Here is a 20429-nt window from a genome sequence, read left to right on the forward strand (position 1 = left end):
TATGGGGCCGTCGGTTGTCGATTTATAAGGGCGAAACCCGCCCTGATTATCAAACAATACCAAAAACCGAGTAACAAAAAAGGCCTTTCTTACCTTTTCTTGCGATTTCTATAAATTATGAATAATACTTAGCCTAAAAACCTAATTTTTTCTCAGTTCGGGAGCTGAAGTTACAAGCCGTAAGCCACTTCAACCTGCCGAATAGAGGGCGAATCCTCTAAATCTCGGACCAATGTCCAATCGGCGGCTGCTTTATACGGACAGGGCAGACGAACTCGGAAACTGCGGTCGTCCGAGAATTCGAAGTCCACGCGGATCGCTTCTTCGGGATGCGTCATCTGGACGTCCAAAATCAGGCGCTCGAGCTCCTTCGGATCGGCTTCTTCCGCCGGCTGAATGACAATATGCGCTCTCTGGCGATGACGCAGTTCGTAGAGCGGATAGAAGGCTCCGGGACTTGCCCAGGTCTTTCCGCTCTTCTTACTGTGAGACTTTTTAAGTTCCACGACCACAATCTCGCCTTTGGGAATCTCTTTGATTCGGACTCTTTCCTGTTCGAAGTACTGGTTCTTAACGCTGTAGTCCACCGGACCGTCGGGCGTCGCCAAATGCAGCGTAACGAACGGGGAACCGTCCTTGCCGCGGCGCTGTTCGCAGCCGAGATACATACCGGCAACGAGGTATTCCCCGGGATTCTCAGATTCGGTACCTGCCACAAGAGCTCCGAAATTACGCTTGAGTTCCGACTGATAGGCTTCCAGCGGATGACCCGAGAAATAGAAGCCGAGAACATACTGCTCTTTTTCCATCCGAGTGCGGTCACTCCAAGGCGCAACTTCCTTGATCGGTACTTCATTAGACGGTTCTTCTCCGAAGAGGCTGAACTGGTCAGCCGCCTTTTCGTTTTCCTGAGCAGACTGAACTACCACGTCAGCATTTTCAAACCACTTGCGGCGATTGGGCTCAATGGAATCAAAGACGCCTGCCATTGCAAAGACCTGGATAATCTTCTTCGTGATGAGCTGAGAGCCCACCCGTTTGACGAGATCGAACGGGTCTTTGAACGGACCATTTTGTTCTCTTTCGGTCTTGATAGCTTCTGCAGGTGCTGAACCCACACCCTTTAGGGCGCCTAAGCCCATACGAATTTCCATCGTCTTGGGACTGGTATAGTTAAATTCGCTCTCGTTGATATCCGGCCCGAGAAGTTTGACACTATGGCGTTTAGCATCCATCAAAATCTTCAGAGACTTCTCCGGATCGGTCATCACTTCACTCAAAGAGGAAGCCAGGAATTCTGCCGGGTAGTAATTCTTCAGCCAGCCGGTTTTATAGGCAACATAAGAGTATGCAGCAGCGTGGGATTTGTTAAAGCCGTAGCCTGCGAACTTACGCATTAACTCGAATAAGTGAGCGGCCACTTCCTCAGAAACGCCGTTCTTTGCCGCACCTTCGATGAACACTTTGCTCTGGCGTTCCATTTCGGCAACGTCTTTCTTACCCATGGCGCGTCGAAGAATGTCAGCGCCGCCGAGTGAGTAGCCGCCGATCTTCTGCGCCACCAGCATCACCTGTTCCTGATACACCATAATGCCGGCCGTATCTTCCAGAATCGGAATCAAACGGGGATCCGCATATTCGGCTTTCTTGCGTCCGGCACGAATATCCAGGAAGTCCGGAATCAGGTCCATCGGGCCCGGACGATACAAGGCGTTCAAAGCGATCAAGTCGGAAAGCTGAGTCGGTTTCGCATCAATCAGAAGCTTGTGCATACCCGGAGATTCAAACTGGAACACGGCAACCGTATCTCCGGTCTGGAAAATCTTCTTGTACGTGTCCTCATCATCGCACTCCATGTGCTCAATGTCCGGACGAACGCCGGTGTTCTTTTCGATGTAGTCGAGCGCACGTTCAATAATCGTGAGCGTTGTCAGACCAAGGAAGTCGAACTTCACCAGACCTACGGCTTCCACGTCCTTTTTGTCATACATACTGATGACGTTTTCCGGCAGCATGCCTGCTGCGTAGAGCGGACAGAAATCAATCAGTTTGCCCGGTGCAATCAGCACGCCGCCTGCGTGAATGCCCAAGCTTCGGGTGGTGCCTTCCAATTTCAAGGCGTACTCAATGAGTTTGCGGGCCTGAGGATTGTTGCGAACTTCAGCGCGGAACTGCGGCTCTTCGCTGAGCGCTTCTTCAAGGGTCGTGTTGTGACCGGGGCGCGTCGGAATCATGCGGGAAAGGCGATCAGCCTCGGAATACGACATATCGAGAACACGGCCGACATCCTTAATGACGCCCTTGGCACCCATCGTACCGAAGGTCGCAATCTGGCTCACGGACTCTTCGCCGTACTTGGATTTCACGTACTCAATCACGCGTCCGCGGTTGTTCTGGCAGAAGTCCACGTCAAAGTCAGGCATGGACACACGTTCCGGATTCAAAAAGCGTTCGAACAGCAAGTCGTACGCAAGCGGATCCAAGTCGGTAATACCCAAGCTGTAAGCCACCAAGGAACCGGCACCCGAACCGCGGCCCGGACCCACAGGACAGCCGTGGGTCTTGGCCCAGTTAATAAAGTCTTGCACGATGAGGAAGTAACCCGGGAAGTCCATGTCCTGAATGATCTTGATCTCACGCTCCAGGCGTTCCTTGTAGCGCGGGAACTCTGCTTCGCGTTTTTTCTCATCCGGATATAAGACTTTCAGGCGGCGGTCTAGGCCCTCGCGCGCGAGCTGTGCCATGTAGTCTTTGAGAGACATACCGTCGGGCGTCGGGAAAATCGGCAGCTGCGGTTTCCCGAGTTTGATCGTGACATTGCAGCGTTTTGCAATTTCAACGCTGTTTTCAATCGCAGAAGGAATGTCTTTGAAGAGCTCGCACATTTCTTCTTTCGTACGGAAATACTGCTGAGGCGTGTAAATACGAGGACGAGCCTTATTTGCCAGCGTGAAGCCGTCGGCAATCGCCACGCGAGCTTCATGGAATTCAAAATCTTCCGAGTTCTCAAACTGAATCGGCTGAGTAGCAACAACCGGCAGCCCGAGTTTCTTGGCGAGCTTGACGGATTCGGCGACGAGCATTTCGTCATTCGGGCGCCCCACTCTCTGCAGCTCCATAAAGAAGTGCGGGAATTTCTGGGACAATCTGCGGGCTTCCTGTTCGGCAGCCGATAAACTTCCGTTCAGGATAGCCTTACCGATCGCCCCGGTATTGAAGCCGGAGAGCACAATCAAGCCGTCGGCCATTTCCGGCGTAATCCAGTCGAGGTCGACTTCGCCTCTGTCTTTATATTGATTGGTGAGCCACGCACGGCTCAGCAGGTCGCAAAGCGTCAGGTAGCCCTGATGATTTCTCGCTAAAAATAAGAGGCGCAGATAATCATCACGGTTGTAGTGATTCGTAATCGAGCAGTCCGCGCCGAGAATCGGCTTGATACCGGCGGCTGATGCGGCTTTATAGAAAATGACATCACCGAACATCGCCGTGGCGTCTGTAATCGCCAGCGCCTTCATCCCGGAGGCAATCGCCTTATGTACTACTTTCTTCGGGTTGAGCATACCGTCTTTGATTGAGAACTCGGTATGCATACGAAGATGGACGAAATCTTGAGTCATATTTTCCAAAATAAAAAGATGCTGTTTTAAAACGGAGCTCAAAGCGTGCAGGAAAGTTTAGCGCAGCTGCCAAACATCCTCGACCCGTTCTTCGGCTTAATTGTTTTGAGCTGCTTCTGCGCTCAATGCGTAGTCTTTCAAATATTCATGGAAGGCTTGCGCCGCGCGGGAGAGCACTTTTTCCTTCTTTCTGATGAGATAGGTAGCAGAATGAAGTTTAGGGGATAAGGGCTTAACCATTAAGGGGCCGTTTGGATCCAGGTCGATTAAGTTATCAAAAGAGATCATCAGACCGAGGCCCTCTTCAACCATGAGTTTCGGCGTGTTGATCAGCGTGAAATACGCCACCACATTTAGCTCTTCAAGACTGCGCCCAAGCCAAGACTTCAAAAAGCCGGCACCTCGGGTTTGTGCTGACAATATCAGCGGACGATCTCGAAGCATCTGAGGTGTAACGAATGGCTCTTCTGCGAGCGGATCGTCTTTGCGCAGATAGACGCACCAATCTTCTTTCCAGGGCAAGCGGGTGTATTCGTATTTCGAGACGTCAAAAGGATCAAACACAATTCCGAGGTCGGAGAGCCCGACATTCAACTGATAGGCCACATTAGCGCTGTTGCCGCTCGTCACTGAGAACTCAACCTTCGGATGTATAGCTTTAAAAAGCGACATCGCCCGAATGACATTGCGCATGCCTTCAGACTCACCGGCAGCGATCCGCACTTCCCCGCTCAGCTCACTACCCTTTGAATCTACAAATTCGGCCTTGGTCTTGTCCACCAAAGACAAGATTTCTTCCGCCCGCATTCTGAGAAGTTCGCCTTCCTCAGTGATTTCCACTCCGCGGGCCGTGCGAACAAACAACTGCGCGTTCAACTCTTCTTCCAAGGCCTTAAGCGCCCGAGAGATGTTCGGCTGAGTCAGATGCAGGGATTCCGCGGCCTTTTGAACGCCGTTGTTTTCTGCGACAGCAAGGAAGAAACGAAGACTTCTCAAATTCATATACTAAAAAAGCATATCTTAGTTGTTAAATAAGTATTTGATATGTTAAAACAAAGCTTCTATTCTGTCCCTACTCGTTTTCAACGTCAGTCGAAAATCATGCAAAGAAGATCTTTCATTATCGGAGCTGCAACACTTACCGCTTTAACCGTTGCGGGACCTGTACGCTCCTTGGAGGGAAAAACAAAGATGAACAATTTAGAGAAATGGGACAAAACGTTCCCGCAGGACGACAGGGTCGAACATAAAAAAGTATCTTTTTATACCCGCTTCGGCACGAGATTAATCGGTAACCTATATTGCCCCAAAGGCGTGTCGGGCGACCTGCCGGCTATCGCTGTTTGCGGCCCGTTCGGAGCAGTCAAGGAACAGGCTTCGGGACTTTATGCGCAGACATTGGCCGCAAACGACTTCGTGACTTTAGCTTTTGATCCGTCCTTTACCGGTGAAAGCTCCGGCTTCCCCCGCAATCTAGCTTCTCCTGACATCAGTACGGAAGATTTCTCCGCAGCTGTCGATTATCTGTCGAACCTCAAGGGCGTCGACCACAACAAGATCGGGGTGCTCGGCATCTGCGGATTCGGCGGTTTTGCATTGAACGCCGCTGCAATCGACACCCGCATCAAAGCTACCGTCACCTCCACTATGTACGACATGAGCCGTGTGAACACCTATGGCTATTTCGACAAGATGGATAAAAATGCTCGCTATGCATTGAAGCAGGAATTGAATGCCCAGCGTACCGAAGACACCAAAGACGGAACCTACGCACCCGGCGCAGGTCTGCCTGATAAACTTACCGGCGATGAACCTCAGTTCGTAAAAGATTACTGGGAGTATTACAAGACACCGAGAGGCTTCCATCCGAGGTCCATCAACTCCAACGGACACTGGAACAAGACTTCGGCGCTCTCCTTCATCAATACACCGCTGCTGACTTTCGCTGACGAAATTAGAAGTCCGGTGCTGATGATCCACGGAGAAAAAGCCCACTCTCTGTATTTCAGCAAAGACGCTTTCAAGAAGCTCACCGGCGACAACAAAACACTCATGATTATTCCGGCAGCCAATCACACGGATCTCTACGACAACATGAAATATATTCCTATGAGGGAAATCGTTGCGTTTTACAAAAAGAGTTTTTCTTAAAACAAACGCTTCTTGATTCGCCTTTCGAGGGCGGCCTATCGGCCGCCCTTCTGTTTTTATTAGAAATAAATTATTACAATACGCAAAAGTCTTTTATCGATACTTTGTCCTAATTAGGATAGTATATTAATCAAGATTTAATGTTATTAAAGGCAATGACTAATTCTCGTAACACGATTCAGAGACAACTGGTATTAAGCGCAGTAAGGCAGCTGCAGAACCATCCGACTGCTGACGAGGTTTATCAGGAAGTTCAAAAAAACTGCCCGACCATCAGCCGTGCAACTGTTTACAGAAACTTAAAACTGTTAGCAGAAGAAGGAGAAATTCGACTTCGCAACATCTCAGGTTCTCCTGAACGTTACGACCATATTTGCAGCAATCACTATCACCTGAGGTGCGAGCAATGCGGCAAGGTAATGGATGTAGAAATGCCTTACATGGCATTTCTAGATGAGAAAGTCAGAAAAAGAAATGAATATCTGATAAAGAGTCATGACCTCACATTTGTCGGGCTCTGTCCCGAATGCGCCAAGAAAAAACATTAAACCGAATTGAAATTGATACCGTCCTCACTAAGGAGAAAAGTATGAGAAGCATCACGTCTTTTGATTTGCAGTACGCACATCGTTTTCTTAATTTTCAAGGAGAAGCCCAGTATTTACACGGACATACCGGTGTTTTAACCATCGAAGTTGAAGACACGATCGAACCTGGGGTCAATATGGTCTTTCCTTGCAACGAAATTCGAAAGACTGCTTGGGAAGTTTTGAAGAACTTCGACCACGCTCTGATTCTTAGAGAGGATGATCCTTTGCTTCCCGCTATCCTTGCCGTCTACGATGCACAAGGCATTCGAAACGGAGCTCCCTCCAACAGAATGAAGGGTGCTCCAGTTAAGACAGACCTCATTACCTGTTATCCCGATTGCCGTCTTGTCGTTACAAAGGAAACGCTCACCACGGAAGGAATGATCAAGATCGCTTACGATCTGCTGAAAGACAAACTCAACATTGCCAAAATCACTTTCACGAGCGGTGTAAATGCAGCTTCTCAGGAATATAAACCTCAAGGAACTGTGGACCGCTGTCCTCTCTGCGGTATCGCGTTAGATGAGAACGGCGTATGCCCGAAGTGCGGTTACCGCAAATAGGACGATAACCTTTTGACAAGTAGCCTCTCCCAAGGGGTTAAAAAATCTCAGCAGGGTTTCTCTCAGAAGGAAAACCTGCTGTTTCTCTTGCAGCCGGTTATTTCAAATCACGCGCAACAATATACACTTCTGCCGAAGAACTTCTGGAGGCCTCGGGCTTTCGCACGGAAACCTTTCTAAAAGTTTTTTTGCAAGCTTCAACGTACTGAGAATAGCCGCTCCCCTGAAACACCTTGCAAACAAAAGAACCGTTCTTCTTGAGGTTCTCTTTAGCGAAATCCAAGGCCAGTTCATTCAAGAGCAGGCAGCGGGCAGCGTCGGCCGCGGCAACACCGGACAAGTTCGGGGCCATATCGGAGAGAACGACGTCGACCTTCTCCCCTTCCAAGAGATCGGTTAGCTTGTCTGCGACTTCCTGCTCTCGGAAGTCGCCCTGCAGGAAATGGACACCTTCAATCGGCTCCATCGGCAGGATATCCATGGCGATAACTTTACCGTCGATTTTCCCGTCCTTATCGGTCAGACGCTCTTTAACAATTTGGGTCCAGGACCCAGGCGCAGCGCCTAAATCGACAACACTCATGCCGGGTTTGATGATTTTATCTTTATCATCAATCTCCATGAGCTTGTAAACCGAACGGGCTCGGTAACCTTCCTGAACACTTTTCTTAACAAAAGGATCGGTCAGGTGACGCTTAATCCACGCAGGATTAGAGCGAAGTTTCTTTTCAGATACCGGCATAGGCTTACACTTTCAAAAAATCAAATAAGGAGTTAATAATGTCACAATTAGTGCTCGATCGTAACGCTCGCCTCTTACTTCAGGCAAAAGCACATCACCTTGATCCGGTGGTTCTGCTCGGCGGAAACGGTCTTACAGAAGCCGTGATTAAGGAAGTGGACCGCGCCTTAACCGCTCACGGCTTGATCAAGGTCAAAGTCCCGAGCGACGACAGAGAAGAACGCACGGCCATTTTTGAAGAGCTGGCTGACAAACTCGGCGCCGCCAAGATTACCCAAATCGGAAAACTTTTAGTCTTGTTCCGTCCGATTCCTGAAAAAGAAGAAACCGAAGAAACCCCGAAGGTTAAGAAAGCTGCTCCGGCAGCCGCTCGCAAGACCGGCGCCAAAGCACGCAACAACCGCAAGCGCCTCACGGAAATGATTCAGAACAAGAACAAGGAAGCTAAGAGCCTTCCCTGGGCTAAAACCGTGAAGAAAGGCAAGACACCGAAGGGCCAAGTAAAAGCAGTGGGAGCCAAAGGCAAAACCCTGGGCTCCCGCTTAGCCAGCAAGAATAAAGGCATCTCCGAAGAGTAACTGCCTTTATCGATGCATCAATTAGATGTATTGGACCGAAATAATTTCGTATTCCGACAGGCCCCCCGGGGCCTGTACTTCCACCTCGTCCCCTTCCGACTTGCCGATTAAGGCACGAGCCATCGGGCTAGCCACGGAAATACGACCGAGTTTAGTGTCGCTTTCATCGTTGCCCACAATCTGAACCGTTTGACGATTGCCTGTCTCAACATCTTCAATCGTCACAGTGGCGCTGAACACAACTTTGCCGTTATCCGGAAGTGTGGACGGATCAATCACCTGGAACTGAGCAATTTTGCTCTCGAGCTCTAAAATTCGGCCTTCAATAAAGGCCTGAGACTCTCTGGCTGCATCATATTCGGCATTTTCAGAAAGGTCTCCCTTTTCACGTGCTTCGGCAATTGCCTGAACAACCGCAGGTCTATCCTGCGTTTTCAAACGCTGAAGCTCGTCTTTCAACATCTTTGCCCCGCGGGCAGTAATAGGTATAGGCATTTTCTAAAAATCTAAAGGCGGTCGTTGACCGCCTGTTTATTAACGAATGCGCTAATCATAGCGCATTCAGTTATGAGGTTTCTCTCATTGCTCCTGATGCGGGCCGAACTCCCGCTTTCTCCCAAGCAACGTTTCTTCCGTCGTTTATGCCAAAGAGGAAACTAAGACTGCCTTAATTGTATGAAGGCGGTTTCCGGCCTGCTGGAACACAATAGAAGCAGGAGACTCAAATACTTCTTCAGTCACCTCCACACCGCCCGCGAGTTCCGGGTGAGCCTTGATAACCGCTTCTCCGACCTTTGTCTCCGTGTTATGGTAGGCAGGCAGACAGTGCATAAATTTCACGTTCGGATTGCCGGAAGCTTCCATCAGTTTTTTATTGACTTGATAGGGCAGAAGCGCTTCGATACGTTCATCCCAAACTTCCTTTGGTTCTCCCATAGAGACCCAAATATCCGTATGGATGAAGTCCACCCCTTTTACCGCTGCTTCGGGATCTTCAGTAATCGTGATCCTTGCGCCCGAAGCCTTGGCGAATTCTCGGCACATGTCAATCAATTCCTGAGAGGGCCAATAAGCCTTTGGTGCTCCGATACGAACATCCATGCCCATTTTTGCGCCGACAAGTAGCAGAGAATTACCGGTGTTAAAGCGAGCATCTCCGAGATAAGCAAAAGAGATGTCTTTCCAGCGCTTTCCGCTGGCCTCTTTCATGGTAAGCAAGTCGCAGAGCATCTGGGTCGGATGCCATTCATCGGTCAGTCCGTTAAAAACAGGAACGCCCGCATACTCGGCGAGCTCTTCAACCGTTTCCTGCTTGAAGCCGCGAAATTCGATTGCGTCATACATGGAGCCCAAAACGCGAGCGGAGTCTTTAATACTTTCCTTATGACCAATCTGTGAAACAGCAGGATCAAAGAAAGTCGTATGTGCACCCTGATCATAGGCAGCCACTTCAAAGGCAGAACGAGTACGTGTAGAAGTTTTTTCAAAAATCAGCGCAATGCTTTTTCCGCGAAGCTGAGGACGTTCCGTACCTGCTCTTTTGGCCTTCTTAAGATCTTCGGCCAATGAAACCAAGTAATCAATCTCTTCGGGTGTGTGGTTCACAAGACTCAGTAAGGAACGATTTTTCAGATTAAAGGGCATATTTACTCCCGGTTAATTGCGCCTTCTTGAAAGAAAGCGCTCATAAGAATGAAATTAGTGCTGAAGGTGTTTGTGCAGCTCTTGCTGCGCATAAACCTCGGTATCCTGCATATGACGAATTCCTTCAATCACTGCCAAGGCATTTGCCATAGCCGTGTAGAAAGTCACGTGGTTAGCCAGTGAGGCAATTCGAATGGCGGAAGCATCTGCGATTTCAGAGCGGCTTTCGGCTGCGACTGCAATCACCAATTGGATAGTGCCGTTTTTCAATTCGTCCACAATATTCGGGCGCCCCTCGGAAACCTTGTTCACCACATCGCATCGGTAGCCGGCTTCGCGGATGACTTTGGCCGTGCCGCGAGTAGCAACGAGCTGATAGCCTGCTTCCGTGAAGTTCTTAGCGAGCTGCGGCAGACGAGGCTTGTCTTCTTCCTTGACGGAAATGAAGACGCGCCCGGACTTAGGAATCGCAGAATCGGCACCTAACTGGCTCTTAAAGAGAGCTTCGCCGAAGCTGCGGCCGACACCCATGACTTCGCCGGTGGAACGCATTTCCGGTCCGAGAACCGGGTCAACTCCTAAGAACTTGGCAAACGGGAAGACGGCTTCCTTAACGCTGTAGTGGTCGAGTTTAACTTCTACCGGCTGCTTCTGCTCTTCCAGACTCTGGCCGACCATACAGCGGGCGGCGATCTTAGCGAGCTGCTGTCCGGTGGACTTGGAAACAAACGGAACAGTTCTGGAAGCGCGCGGATTGACTTCGAGCACGAAGATTTCCGGATGATCGGAGAAGGCGTGCTGAATCGCAAACTGAACGTTCATCAGACCGACAACGTTTAAGGCGCGAGCCATTTCGCGGGTCTGGCGCTTAACTTCTTCGACCAGGGCCGGATCAAGAGAATACGGAGGAATCGAGCAAGCGGAGTCACCGGAGTGAACGCCGGCCTGTTCGATATGCTGCATCACGCCGCCGATTCTGACTTCTTTACCGTCAGAGACGGCATCGACGTCCATTTCAACGGCGTCATCCAAGAAGCGATCCAGAAGAACCGGAGAATCGAAAGAAACTTTAATGGCTTCGCGCATGTAGCGTTCGAGTTCGCTTCTGTCGTGCACGATATCCATGGCGCGACCGCCAAGCACGTAGCTCGGACGAACAACTAGCGGATAACCGATTTCGTCAGCCAAACGAATGGCCTCTTCTTCGGTGCGAGCGGTTCTGTTAGGGGGCTGATGAAGTCCGAGATTCTGCAGCAAGTGCTGGAAGCGTTCACGGTCTTCGGCAGCGTCAATGGAATCCGGAGACGTACCGATAATGTTGACGCCGTTGGCTTCCAGGGCGCGAGCGAGTTTAAGCGGAGTTTGGCCGCCATACTGAACAATGACGCCTTCGGGTTTTTCGACATCGATGATTTCGAGCACGTCTTCGAGCGTGACCGGTTCAAAGTACAGTCTGTCGCTCGTGTCGTAGTCGGTGGACACCGTTTCCGGGTTGCAGTTGACCATGATGGTTTCATAACCGTCTTCGCGGAGCGCCATAGAGGCATGAACGCAGCAATAGTCAAACTCGATACCCTGACCGATACGGTTGGGGCCACCGCCCAGAATCATGATCTTGCGGCGATCGGAAGGATTAACTTCAGATTCTTCCTCGTAGGTCGAATACATGTAAGCGGTATCCGTCGGGAATTCGCCTGCGCAGGTATCCACGCGTTTGTAGACCGGACGAATTCCGAGTTCGTAACGACGAGCACGAACCTGGTCTTCCTTGACCTTCAGAAGCTTAGCAATGCGACGATCGGAGAAGCCTTTCTTCTTGAGGAAAAGCATTTCTTCCTTGGAGAGCTCAGGCAGGCTGTATTCCTTGAGACGGTTCTCAATATCGACAAGCTCTTTAACCTGAACCAAGAACCAAGGATCAATCTTGGTGGCGCGATGAGCTTCTTTGACGGTGTAGCCCAAACGGAAAGCGTCGGCCAAGTACCAGAGACGGTCGGGGCCCGGTTCACTGATCTCGTGGTGGATCGTAGCGCGATCGGTCGAGATTTCGTTTAAGCCGTCTTTACCGGTTTCCAGACCGCGAAGTGCTTTCTGAAGTGCTTCCTGGAAGGTACGGCCGATGGCCATCACTTCGCCGACTGACTTCATCTGTGTGGTCAGGCGCTTATCAGCTTGGGGGAATTTCTCGAAAGCAAAGCGCGGTGTCTTGACCACAACATAGTCGATGGTCGGTTCGAAAGATGCTGGAGTACGGCCGCCCGTGATTTCGTTTTTGAGTTCGTCGAGCGTATAGCCCACGGCCAGCTTGGCTGCTACTTTGGCGATCGGGAAGCCCGTTGCCTTAGAGGCCAGAGCGGAAGAGCGGGAAACACGCGGGTTCATCTCAATGACAACGAGCCGACCGTCTTTCGGGTTCACAGCGAACTGAACGTTGGAGCCGCCGGTGTCGACACCGATCTCTCGCAGAATAGCGATGGAGGCGTCACGCATGATCTGATATTCCTTATCAGTCAGCGTCTGAGCCGGCGCCACGGTGATGGAGTCACCGGTGTGGACACCCATAGGGTCGAAGTTTTCGATGGAGCAAACGATGATGCAGTTGTCTTTGCTGTCGCGGACAACTTCCATTTCGTATTCTTTCCAGCCGAGCAAGGACTCTTCAATCAAGAGTTCGTGTGTCGGGGAGAGTTCAAGACCGCGGGTACAAATCTGGATGAATTCTTCCATGTTGTACGCAATACCGCCGCCGGAGCCGCCGAGCGTAAAGCTCGGACGAATAATTGCCGGGAAGCCGATCTTAGCCTGGACTTTTAAAGCGTCGTCTAAAGAGTAAGCAATACCGGAGCGAGCGCTGCTCAGTCCGATCTTGTCCATTGCTTCTTTGAATTTCAGACGGTCTTCGGCTTTTTCAATCGCCTCGGGAGAAGCGCCGATCAGCTCGATATTGTATTTTTCGAGCACGCCGCTCTTTGCGAGTTCCATGGCGCAGTTAAGCGCCGTCTGGCCGCCCATGGTCGGGAGGATGGCATCCGGTCTTTCTTTTGCAATAATGCGTTCGACCACTTCTTTGGTGATCGGTTCAATATAAGTTACGTCCGCAGTCTGCGGGTCGGTCATGATGGTCGCCGGATTGCTGTTGACCAAAATAACCTTATAGCCTTCCTCACGGAGAGCTTTACAGGCCTGTGCACCGGAGTAATCGAACTCACAGGCTTGTCCGATGACAATCGGACCGGCTCCGATAATCAGAACCGATTTAATGTCAGTGCGCTTAGGCATGATTTCTTATTCCTTGGATGGATTGGGTTCAGCCATACCGGCTTCGATTAACTCGATGAGGATGTGAATGACTTTGATGTGCAGTTCCTGAACGCGGTCGGCAAAACGACCGGCAGGCGTGATGATGGCCACATCCGCAAGTTCGCAAATCGGAGTATTCGGTTTGCCGGTGAGAGCAACGACTTTTATTCCTTTCGCTTTCGCCGCTTGAGCTGCTTTGACGACGTTTTTACTCGTTCCGCTCGTTGTAATACCGAGCAGAACATCTCCTTCTCTGCCTATGCCTTCTACAAAACGAGAAAAGACATCTTCGTATCCATAATCGTTAGAAACGCAGGACATATGAGAGGGATCTGCCAGTGACATTGCCGCATAAGCGGGACGATCTTGTCTGAAGCGGCCGGAGAGTTCTTCGGCAAAGTGCATCGCGTCGCATAAAGAGCCGCCGTTGCCGCAGGACATAACTTTGCCGTTCTGCTTCATGGAGGCAACCATGAGGTCAGCCGCTTCGACGACCTTGCGGAGCATTTCCTCGTTGGAAAGCAGGTTGTCTAAACCGCTGCGGGCTTCTTGGAGCGCTGCTCTGACTGTCTGAACTTTATCTGTCATAAAGACTCTTTGTACTTCTGAATATTGGCAATGAAACGATCAAACAGCGGCTGAATGTCGTGCGGACCAGGGCTGGCTTCCGGGTGTCCCTGGAAGCAGAAGACCGGAGCATCTTTCAGTTCGAAGCCCTGAAGAGAACCGTCAAACAGCGACTTGTGCGTGACTTGAACATTCTCCGGCAGGCTTGCTTCATCAACCATAAAGCCATGGTTCTGACTTGTGATGTAAACACGCTTCGTTGCCAAATCCACCACCGGGTGGTTAGCGCCGTGATGACCGAACTTCATCTTGAGGGTCTTTCCGCCGACAGCCAAACCAAGGATCTGATGGCCCAAGCAGATGCCGAACAGAGGAATCTTGGCATCGATGGCTTTCTTAGCTACTTCAATCGCGAAGTCGCAGGGTTCAGGGTCTCCGGGACCGTTGGAAAGGAAGATACCGTCCGGATGAAGCGCCATGGCTTCTTCAAACGTTGTGCGCGCCGGAACAACATGAACGTGGATACCTCGATCGGCCATTAAGCGAAGGATGTTTTCTTTTACGCCGAAGTCCCAAGCGACCACGCTGTAGGGATAGTCTTCAGGCTGGAACGAACCGGGACGGCCGAGGCCATTGTCCATACGCCAAGTACCTTCGCCCCATTCGTAGCGATATGTCGTGCTGACTTTAGAAGCCAGTTCCTGGCCGACCATTCGAGGTGCTTCTGTAGCAGTTTTAGCCGCAACAGCGATTTCATGATCAGTGAGTTTGCCTTCAGCGGCAGCAACAATGCAGCCCGTCTGGGCGCCTGTCGTACGCAGAATGCGTGTCAGTCGTCGAGTGTCCACTTCGGCCAGTGCGACGATGCCGTTTTGTTTGAGATATTCCGTCAGACTTCGCTGACCTCGCCAATTGGAGACCACCGGAGACTCGCTGCGGATCACGAGGCCTGCAACGTGAACATCGGAAGATTCCACATCGTCTTGGTTTACGCCGACATTACCGATGTGTGGATAAGTAAGAGTAACGATTTGTCCTGTATAGGAAGGATCCGTGAGGATCTCTTGATAGCCCGTCATTGCCGTATTAAAAACGACTTCGCCCACGGCCATGCCGGAAACGCCGATAGACCGGCCTTTAAAAACAGCTCCGTCCGCGAGCACTAATGCTGCTTCAGGTCGGGCGTCATTAATTAGATGATTATGCACTATGACTCCGTATCGCCATCGAGACGCCGTTTCGGTCCCGATCGCAGTTAGAAAAAAGCTCGACTCAAGTTGAGTTTGAGACCGAGCGAAATTGATTATATCAACGGGCATTTAGCGGACTTGAAAGATGAAATACTGTTTTTAGCTATAGAGGAAAGTTCTTAGGCGGCGATTATTTATTTAGGAGAGTTTTCTATAATTTCTGAGACAGTTTGAAAAGTCAAAAAAATTAAGCTGGAACAATCATCATTCCGGCTTTTGAACCCAAACCCGAGGAAATTTGCCGTCAAGACCTCCAGTTGAGGGCTTTGAGGCAGTTTGAAATGCGGGTTCTAATTACTACAAATTTTTGCTTTTCAATTTTGTCTTGAAGCTTTGGCACACTCGGCGGAATGCCGAGTGTGCTAGAGCCGAGAGGCAATACCTAGAACTTGTATCTCAGCCCAAGCAACACTTCAATTTCCTTCGTGTAATGCTTGCCGTTTTCCCGTTCGAGGGAACCATAAAGGCTGACCTTCTTATTCGGATTCGCTTCGTAGCCAAGACCATAATATCCGCTTGTCCCCTTCAGTTCATCCTTAAATTGGATGGAATTGGCATACAACTTCTGCTTGCCTGCAAACTGTTGTTTGACGCCGCCCTTTACAAAGACCTGACCCTTGGTGTTGCCTTCAGCATCTTTGAAGTCTTTACCGGCGACGAGGCTTAAGCGGCCAACCCAGCTGTTGAAGTCATCTTGTTCGACTTTCATACCGTTGGACATAGAGAAGTCTTTACCCTTGATCCAGTAGTAAGCCAACTGAGCCTGGGGCTCGACGAAGAAGTCCTTAGTCAAACCGAACTTCTTGCCGACTTCGGCAGATAAACCGAGACCGAAGTTATTGACCTTACTTACACCTCTTCCATCCAACATTGAAGTTGTGATCTTCTGTTGGTAGTGGTCGAAGGGGGCAACGGTATCGGTGTAAATGCCACGGCAGAGCTGAAATTCTTCTTTTCTCCCGAATGTAAACAATCTCTTTGCTTTTTACAGATATTCGGGTTTTACAATAGAAAAATTTGACCCAAGTTATAAAAAGAGATGACTCAGCTTGATCAATTAGCTTCCCTGACGACCATTGTGGCTGATACCGGGGATATCGCGTCTATCGCACAAATCCAACCACAAGACGCAACAACCAATCCTTCTCTTATCCTCAAAGCTTCCAAAGAGCCTGCCTATCAGGCTTTCTTAACGGAAGCAGTTGAAAATTCCGTCTCCTTAGAAGACGCTGCAGACCGCGTTCTGGTGAACTTCGGTGCTGAGATTCTTAAACACGTCAAGGGCCGTGTCTCTACCGAAGTTGATGCCCGCCTCTCCTTTGATGTGGAAAAAACGAACGCCAAAGCACGTCGTTTAATCGAACTTTATGAAGAAAAAGGCATCGACAAAGAACGGGTTTTGATCAAAATCGCCGCAACATGGGAAGGCGTTCAAGCCGCTCGCGTGTTGGAAAAAGAAGGCATTCACTGCAACCTGACGCTTATCTTCTCCGTTGCTCAGGCAGAAATCGCAGCAAATGCCGGTGTTACTCTGATCTCTCCTTTCGTCGGCAGAATCTATGACTGGTTCAAGAAAAAAGCCGGCGCCGATTGGAATGAAGAAGCAAACGCCGGAGAAAACGATCCCGGTGTCCAGTCTGTCAGAAAGATCTTCGAACGTCTCAAAGGTTTGGGCGCTAAGACCCAGATCATGGGCGCAAGTTTCCGCAATAAAGGCCAAATCGTGGCGCTTGCCGGATGCGACCTTCTGACCATTTCCCCGAAGCTAATTGAAGAGCTCTCGAAGGCAGAAGAAAAATTCGAACAGAAACTCGACGTTGCTAAGGTCACTCCGATTCGCGCTGAACCTCTGACGGAAGCTCAATGGAGATTCGCAATGTGCGAGGACGAGATGGCTTCTTATAAGTTAGACGAAGGTATTAGAGCATTCGTAAAAGATACACTCACGCTCAAGGAGACACTGCGCCAAATGCGTACCGAGACAGGTAAGATTTGGCCGCAGGATTAATTGCAAAATCTATTTTTAAAAGAGTCTTTCAATGACAAACCAATCTTTTAAACCGAGAAATGCAGGCTCGCTCTTTTTGGTCTCCGCCCCGAGCGGCGCCGGAAAATCTTCGCTGGTCAATGCACTCCTTGCAAAAATTCCGGGTATCGCACTCTCCATTTCTACGACGACCCGCGCCCCTCGTCCGGGTGAAGTTAACGGACGCGAATATCATTTCACAACGGTCGAGGAGTTTCTCGCCGCCCGCGAAAGAGGTGAGTTTTTAGAATCTGCAGAAGTTCATGGAAATTTCTACGGCACTTCCAAAAAGTGGATTGAGGACACAATGGCCAAAGGAGGCGACGTCCTTCTTGAAATTGACTGGCAGGGAGCCCGTCAGGTGAGAGAACATTTCCCCGAAGCTGTAAGCATTTTTATCCTGCCTCCTTCTATCCAAGCCTTGGAAGACAGGCTTCATAAGCGCGGACAAGATTCCGAACAGACCATTACGAGACGTCTTTTGGGCGCCGGCGCCGAAATGGCTCATGCAAGTGAATTTGACTTCGTTATAATTAATTCAGTTTTTGAAAATGCGCTCGATGAATTCTGCGCAATCGTGACCGCAAGCCGTCTCCGTTTTGATAAACAGGCGGCTCGTTGTCGTGACATTTTTATTCAGCTCGGAATCCCGAACTGAATTTGATAGGTTAGATCAATGGCACGTATTACAGTTGAAGATTGTTTAAAAAAGATCCCGAACCGTTTCCAGATGGTTCTCGTAGCATCTGTCCGCGCTCGTCAGCTTTCTCAGGGTCATACTCCTAAGATTGAGTGTAAGGATAAGGCGACTGTTGCCGCACTCCGTGAAATTGCTGAGGGCGTCACAGGCTTAGAAATGCTCAACGGTATAAGATAATAGAAGTTATCTGCACAGTCGGGGTTCGGCTCGCAGCCGAACCCCGTTTTGTTTTTTGGTGAAGCGCAGAAGAAAACACGAAAAATAAAACCTCAGCTAGGAGAGCAACCATGGCCCCGAATACCGCAACTGCAGGAAAAAGCTACGCACAAAAAGCCGCAGACTTGTTCATGACAGCCGTCGGCATGAAATCGGCGACTAAACCGGAGCCCAAGGAGGATGCCTTCGCAGAGGAAAAACTCAACCCTGTCGCGTCTGCCAATCTGCTTGCCGAACGTTGCCGTCAATACCTCTCTAATAGCGACGTTCAGAAAATTCGTGAAGCATTCCGATATGCTGACCAAGCGCATTTAGGTCAATTCCGTAATTCCGGTGCTCCCTACATTACTCATCCGATCGCAGTTGCAGAAATCCTTGCCTCCTGGCACATGGATGCCGAAACCATTGAGGCCGGTCTCATGCACGATGTCTTAGAAGACACGGGCATTACCAAGATCGAAATGAGCGAAAAATTCGGAGTGAAAGTTGCTGAGCTTGTCGACGGCGTCTCAAAGCTGGACAAGCTCAAATTTTCTTCGAATGAAGAGGCTCAGGCGGAAAGCTTTCACAAGATGCTGCTCGCGATGTCCCGCGATGTTCGTGTCATCCTAATTAAGCTTGCCGACCGTCTTCATAACATGCGCACATTGGGCGCGGTTAAGCAGCATAAAAAATTCCGTATTGCTAAAGAGACCATGGATATCTACGCTCCGATTGCGAGCCGCCTTGGTCTCTTTTCTGTTTATAGAGAGCTCTCCGACATGAGCTTCTCTTACATGTACCCGATTCGCTATCGTGTTCTTGAAAAGAAAGTAGCTGAATCCCGTATGCGCAAAAAGAACGCTCTGGATCAGATTTATCACGAAACGTCGGATCGTCTGGCTGCTCGTAAAATCCGCGGCGACGTACAAGGTAAAAACAAATCCCTTTGGCGCATCTACTCCAAAATGAAGGAACGCAAGATCCGCTTTAGCGAAGTGCTGGACGTGCACAGCTTCCGCGTTTTAGTTCCGACAAGGGACGACTGCTACCGCGCCTTAGGCGTGATTCATGAACTCTATAAACCAGTTCCGGGACGTTTCAAAGATTTCGTTGCGATCCCGAAGGCTAACGGTTACCAGAGCCTGCATACCACCGTCATCGGACCTGGCGGTCTCATGGTCGAATTCCAGATTCGCACGGAAGAAATGCATCACATCTGTGAAGACGGTATTACGGCGCATTGGCTTTACCGCGACCGAAATACCTCTGACCAGCTGCAGCGCAATACGATGGATTGGCTTAACGGCCTCCTGGAAATTCAAAAGCAGAGCGGGACTTCTTTGGAATTTATGGAAAATATCAAAGTCGATATTTTCCCCGATCGAGTTTACGTCTTCTCTCCGCGAGGCAGAATTATCCAGCTGCCTAAAGGGTCAACAGCAGTTGATTTCGCTTATCAAATTCATACTGACCTCGGCAATTGCACAATCGGCTGTGAAATTAATGGCGAAACGGCGCCCCTTACTCGTGAACTCAAGAACGGCGAAATGATTAACATCATCAAGGGCGACAAACCCACGCCTAATCCTTCTTGGCTCTCCAGTGTTCGAACCGGTAAGGCAAGAGCTGAAATCCGCCAATATATGCGCTCCCTTTCTGAAGAAGGCAAAATCGAACTGGGCTCCAAACTCTTGGAGAGATCTTCCAAGTCTCATCACTTACCCTATTCAAAAGTCACCAATGAGGATTGGACCCGCGTCTGCAAGGCGAACGGTTTCACAGACAAGAATGCTTTGCTTGATGCAATCGGCTCGGGACAGAAGGACTCCCTCCTGCTTCTTCATCAATTGACCGCCCCCTACACATTGAAGGGTAACGAAACGGCGACTACTGTCCAACAGACCCAAGAACCTGTCTTAGCACTCAAAGGCCAAATCTGCAAGCTTGCGCCCTGCTGCACACCGGCAATGGATGATGTCATCATCGGACATTACATCGCCGGTACCAATACCCTTCATGTTCATCGAAAGGACTGCAGTCACGTTCAGCGTGGAATGAGAACCGACCCTGAAAATTGGCGCGATCTGCAATGGAACAGCCAATATAAAGGCGGCTATCCGGTTAAGTTAGACATTGAATTGACCAATACCCATGCCACGCTTGAAAGATTGACCAGCATGATTGCTCAGCAGCATTCGAGCGTCACGGGCTTTGCCATGAGCCAACAAAACGGCGTGGATAAGGTCGAGCTCACAATCTTAGTGAGCGACACGAAACATCTGCAGAAGATCATCAACGCCATTCGTACGATTGATACCGTTCGACTCGTCAGCCGTCATTTAGAAAGTACGCCGGCGATGAAGCCCGTTGACGTCGAAATCGACGAATAGTTTCCTTACGGTCAATCGAGTAGGGGGACGGGTTTCCCCGCCCCTCTCTCACAGCACCCATCGTGCGGTACCGCAATGGGCGCTTCATTAACGGATCTCCATAAAGCGGAGAG

17 protein-coding genes are annotated in these 20429 nt (G+C 50.0%); 8 read left to right on the forward strand and 9 right to left on the reverse strand.

The features are described 5' to 3' along the window. Positions 1–170 precede the first annotated feature (170 nt). Together dnaE and ACZND6_RS03310 are read right to left on the reverse strand one after the other, a co-directional pair. A complete protein-coding gene (gene dnaE, locus ACZND6_RS03305) occupies positions 171–3617 on the reverse strand; it encodes a DNA polymerase III subunit alpha (protein WP_293737230.1) in 3447 nt (1148 codons plus the stop codon). Positions 3618–3713: 96 nt separating this feature from the next. Beyond that, positions 3714–4619: a LysR family transcriptional regulator gene (locus tag ACZND6_RS03310; RefSeq protein ID WP_022100267.1), complete on the reverse strand. Its 906-nt coding sequence runs from the start codon at positions 4617–4619 to the stop codon at positions 3714–3716. Between the two features lie 99 nt (positions 4620–4718). Between ACZND6_RS03310 and ACZND6_RS03315 the strand changes: the two genes are divergently transcribed. From ACZND6_RS03315 to ACZND6_RS03325, 3 genes are all read left to right on the forward strand, one after another. Next, positions 4719–5768: an alpha/beta hydrolase gene (locus ACZND6_RS03315; RefSeq protein WP_489524391.1), complete on the forward strand. Its 1050-nt coding sequence runs from the start codon at positions 4719–4721 to the stop codon at positions 5766–5768. 155 nt (positions 5769–5923) lie between these two features. Beyond that, the gene (locus ACZND6_RS03320; protein ID WP_022100265.1) at positions 5924–6316 is read left to right on the forward strand and encodes a Fur family transcriptional regulator; all 393 of its coding nucleotides are present in this window, start codon (positions 5924–5926) and stop codon (positions 6314–6316) included. Between the two features lie 41 nt (positions 6317–6357). Then, positions 6358–6921: a 6-pyruvoyl trahydropterin synthase family protein gene (locus ACZND6_RS03325; RefSeq protein ID WP_008810840.1), complete on the forward strand. Its 564-nt coding sequence runs from the start codon at positions 6358–6360 to the stop codon at positions 6919–6921. 97 nt (positions 6922–7018) lie between these two features. Here the strand turns inward: ACZND6_RS03325 and ACZND6_RS03330 are convergent, their stop codons facing one another. After that, positions 7019–7663: an RlmE family RNA methyltransferase gene (locus tag ACZND6_RS03330; RefSeq protein ID WP_008810839.1), complete on the reverse strand. Its 645-nt coding sequence runs from the start codon at positions 7661–7663 to the stop codon at positions 7019–7021. 38 nt (positions 7664–7701) lie between these two features. Here ACZND6_RS03330 and yhbY point away from each other — a divergent pair, with 38 nt between their 5' ends. Continuing rightward, a complete protein-coding gene (gene yhbY, locus ACZND6_RS03335) occupies positions 7702–8241 on the forward strand; it encodes a ribosome assembly RNA-binding protein YhbY (RefSeq protein WP_008863378.1) in 540 nt (179 codons plus the stop codon). Between the two features lie 21 nt (positions 8242–8262). Here yhbY and greA read toward each other — a convergent pair whose 3' ends face one another. From greA to ACZND6_RS03365, 6 genes are all read right to left on the reverse strand, one after another. Then, complete coding sequence (gene greA / locus ACZND6_RS03340) at positions 8263–8736, reverse strand: transcription elongation factor GreA (protein WP_008810837.1); 474 nt, start codon at positions 8734–8736, stop codon at positions 8263–8265. Between the two features lie 144 nt (positions 8737–8880). Next, entirely contained in the window at positions 8881–9885 is a 1005-nt protein-coding gene (locus tag ACZND6_RS03345) for an ornithine carbamoyltransferase (protein ID WP_008863379.1), read from the reverse strand. A gap of 54 nt (positions 9886–9939) precedes the next feature. Then, complete coding sequence (carB, locus tag ACZND6_RS03350) at positions 9940–13164, reverse strand: carbamoyl-phosphate synthase large subunit (RefSeq protein WP_293737655.1); 3225 nt, start codon at positions 13162–13164, stop codon at positions 9940–9942. A gap of 6 nt (positions 13165–13170) precedes the next feature. After that, a complete protein-coding gene (lpcA, locus tag ACZND6_RS03355; RefSeq protein WP_293737654.1) occupies positions 13171–13773 on the reverse strand; it encodes a D-sedoheptulose 7-phosphate isomerase in 603 nt (200 codons plus the stop codon). Continuing rightward, positions 13770–14960 carry a glutamine-hydrolyzing carbamoyl-phosphate synthase small subunit gene (gene carA / locus ACZND6_RS03360; protein ID WP_293737653.1) on the reverse strand — a complete coding sequence of 397 codons (1191 nt, stop codon included), beginning with the start codon at positions 14958–14960 and terminating at the stop codon, positions 13770–13772. The genes lpcA and carA overlap by 4 nt, the downstream gene beginning before the upstream one ends. Positions 14961–15384: 424 nt before the next feature. Then, positions 15385–15975 carry an autotransporter outer membrane beta-barrel domain-containing protein gene (locus ACZND6_RS03365; RefSeq protein WP_300874962.1) on the reverse strand — a complete coding sequence of 197 codons (591 nt, stop codon included), beginning with the start codon at positions 15973–15975 and terminating at the stop codon, positions 15385–15387. A gap of 66 nt (positions 15976–16041) precedes the next feature. Between ACZND6_RS03365 and tal the strand changes: the two genes are divergently transcribed. The 4 genes from tal to ACZND6_RS03385 all read left to right on the forward strand — a co-directional run bounded on the left by tal (position 16042) and on the right by ACZND6_RS03385 (position 20316). Next, positions 16042–17010, forward strand: a complete 969-nt coding sequence (gene tal, locus ACZND6_RS03370; protein WP_293738622.1) for a transaldolase — start codon at positions 16042–16044, stop codon at positions 17008–17010. A gap of 31 nt (positions 17011–17041) precedes the next feature. Further along, a complete protein-coding gene (gene gmk / locus ACZND6_RS03375; protein WP_008863385.1) occupies positions 17042–17686 on the forward strand; it encodes a guanylate kinase in 645 nt (214 codons plus the stop codon). A gap of 18 nt (positions 17687–17704) precedes the next feature. Next, entirely contained in the window at positions 17705–17905 is a 201-nt protein-coding gene (gene rpoZ / locus ACZND6_RS03380; protein ID WP_008810829.1) for a DNA-directed RNA polymerase subunit omega, read from the forward strand. 110 nt (positions 17906–18015) lie between these two features. Beyond that, the gene (locus tag ACZND6_RS03385) at positions 18016–20316 is read left to right on the forward strand and encodes a RelA/SpoT family protein (protein WP_293738623.1); all 2301 of its coding nucleotides are present in this window, start codon (positions 18016–18018) and stop codon (positions 20314–20316) included. Positions 20317–20429 lie beyond the last annotated feature (113 nt).

Source organism: Parasutterella sp. (assembly GCF_057870745.1).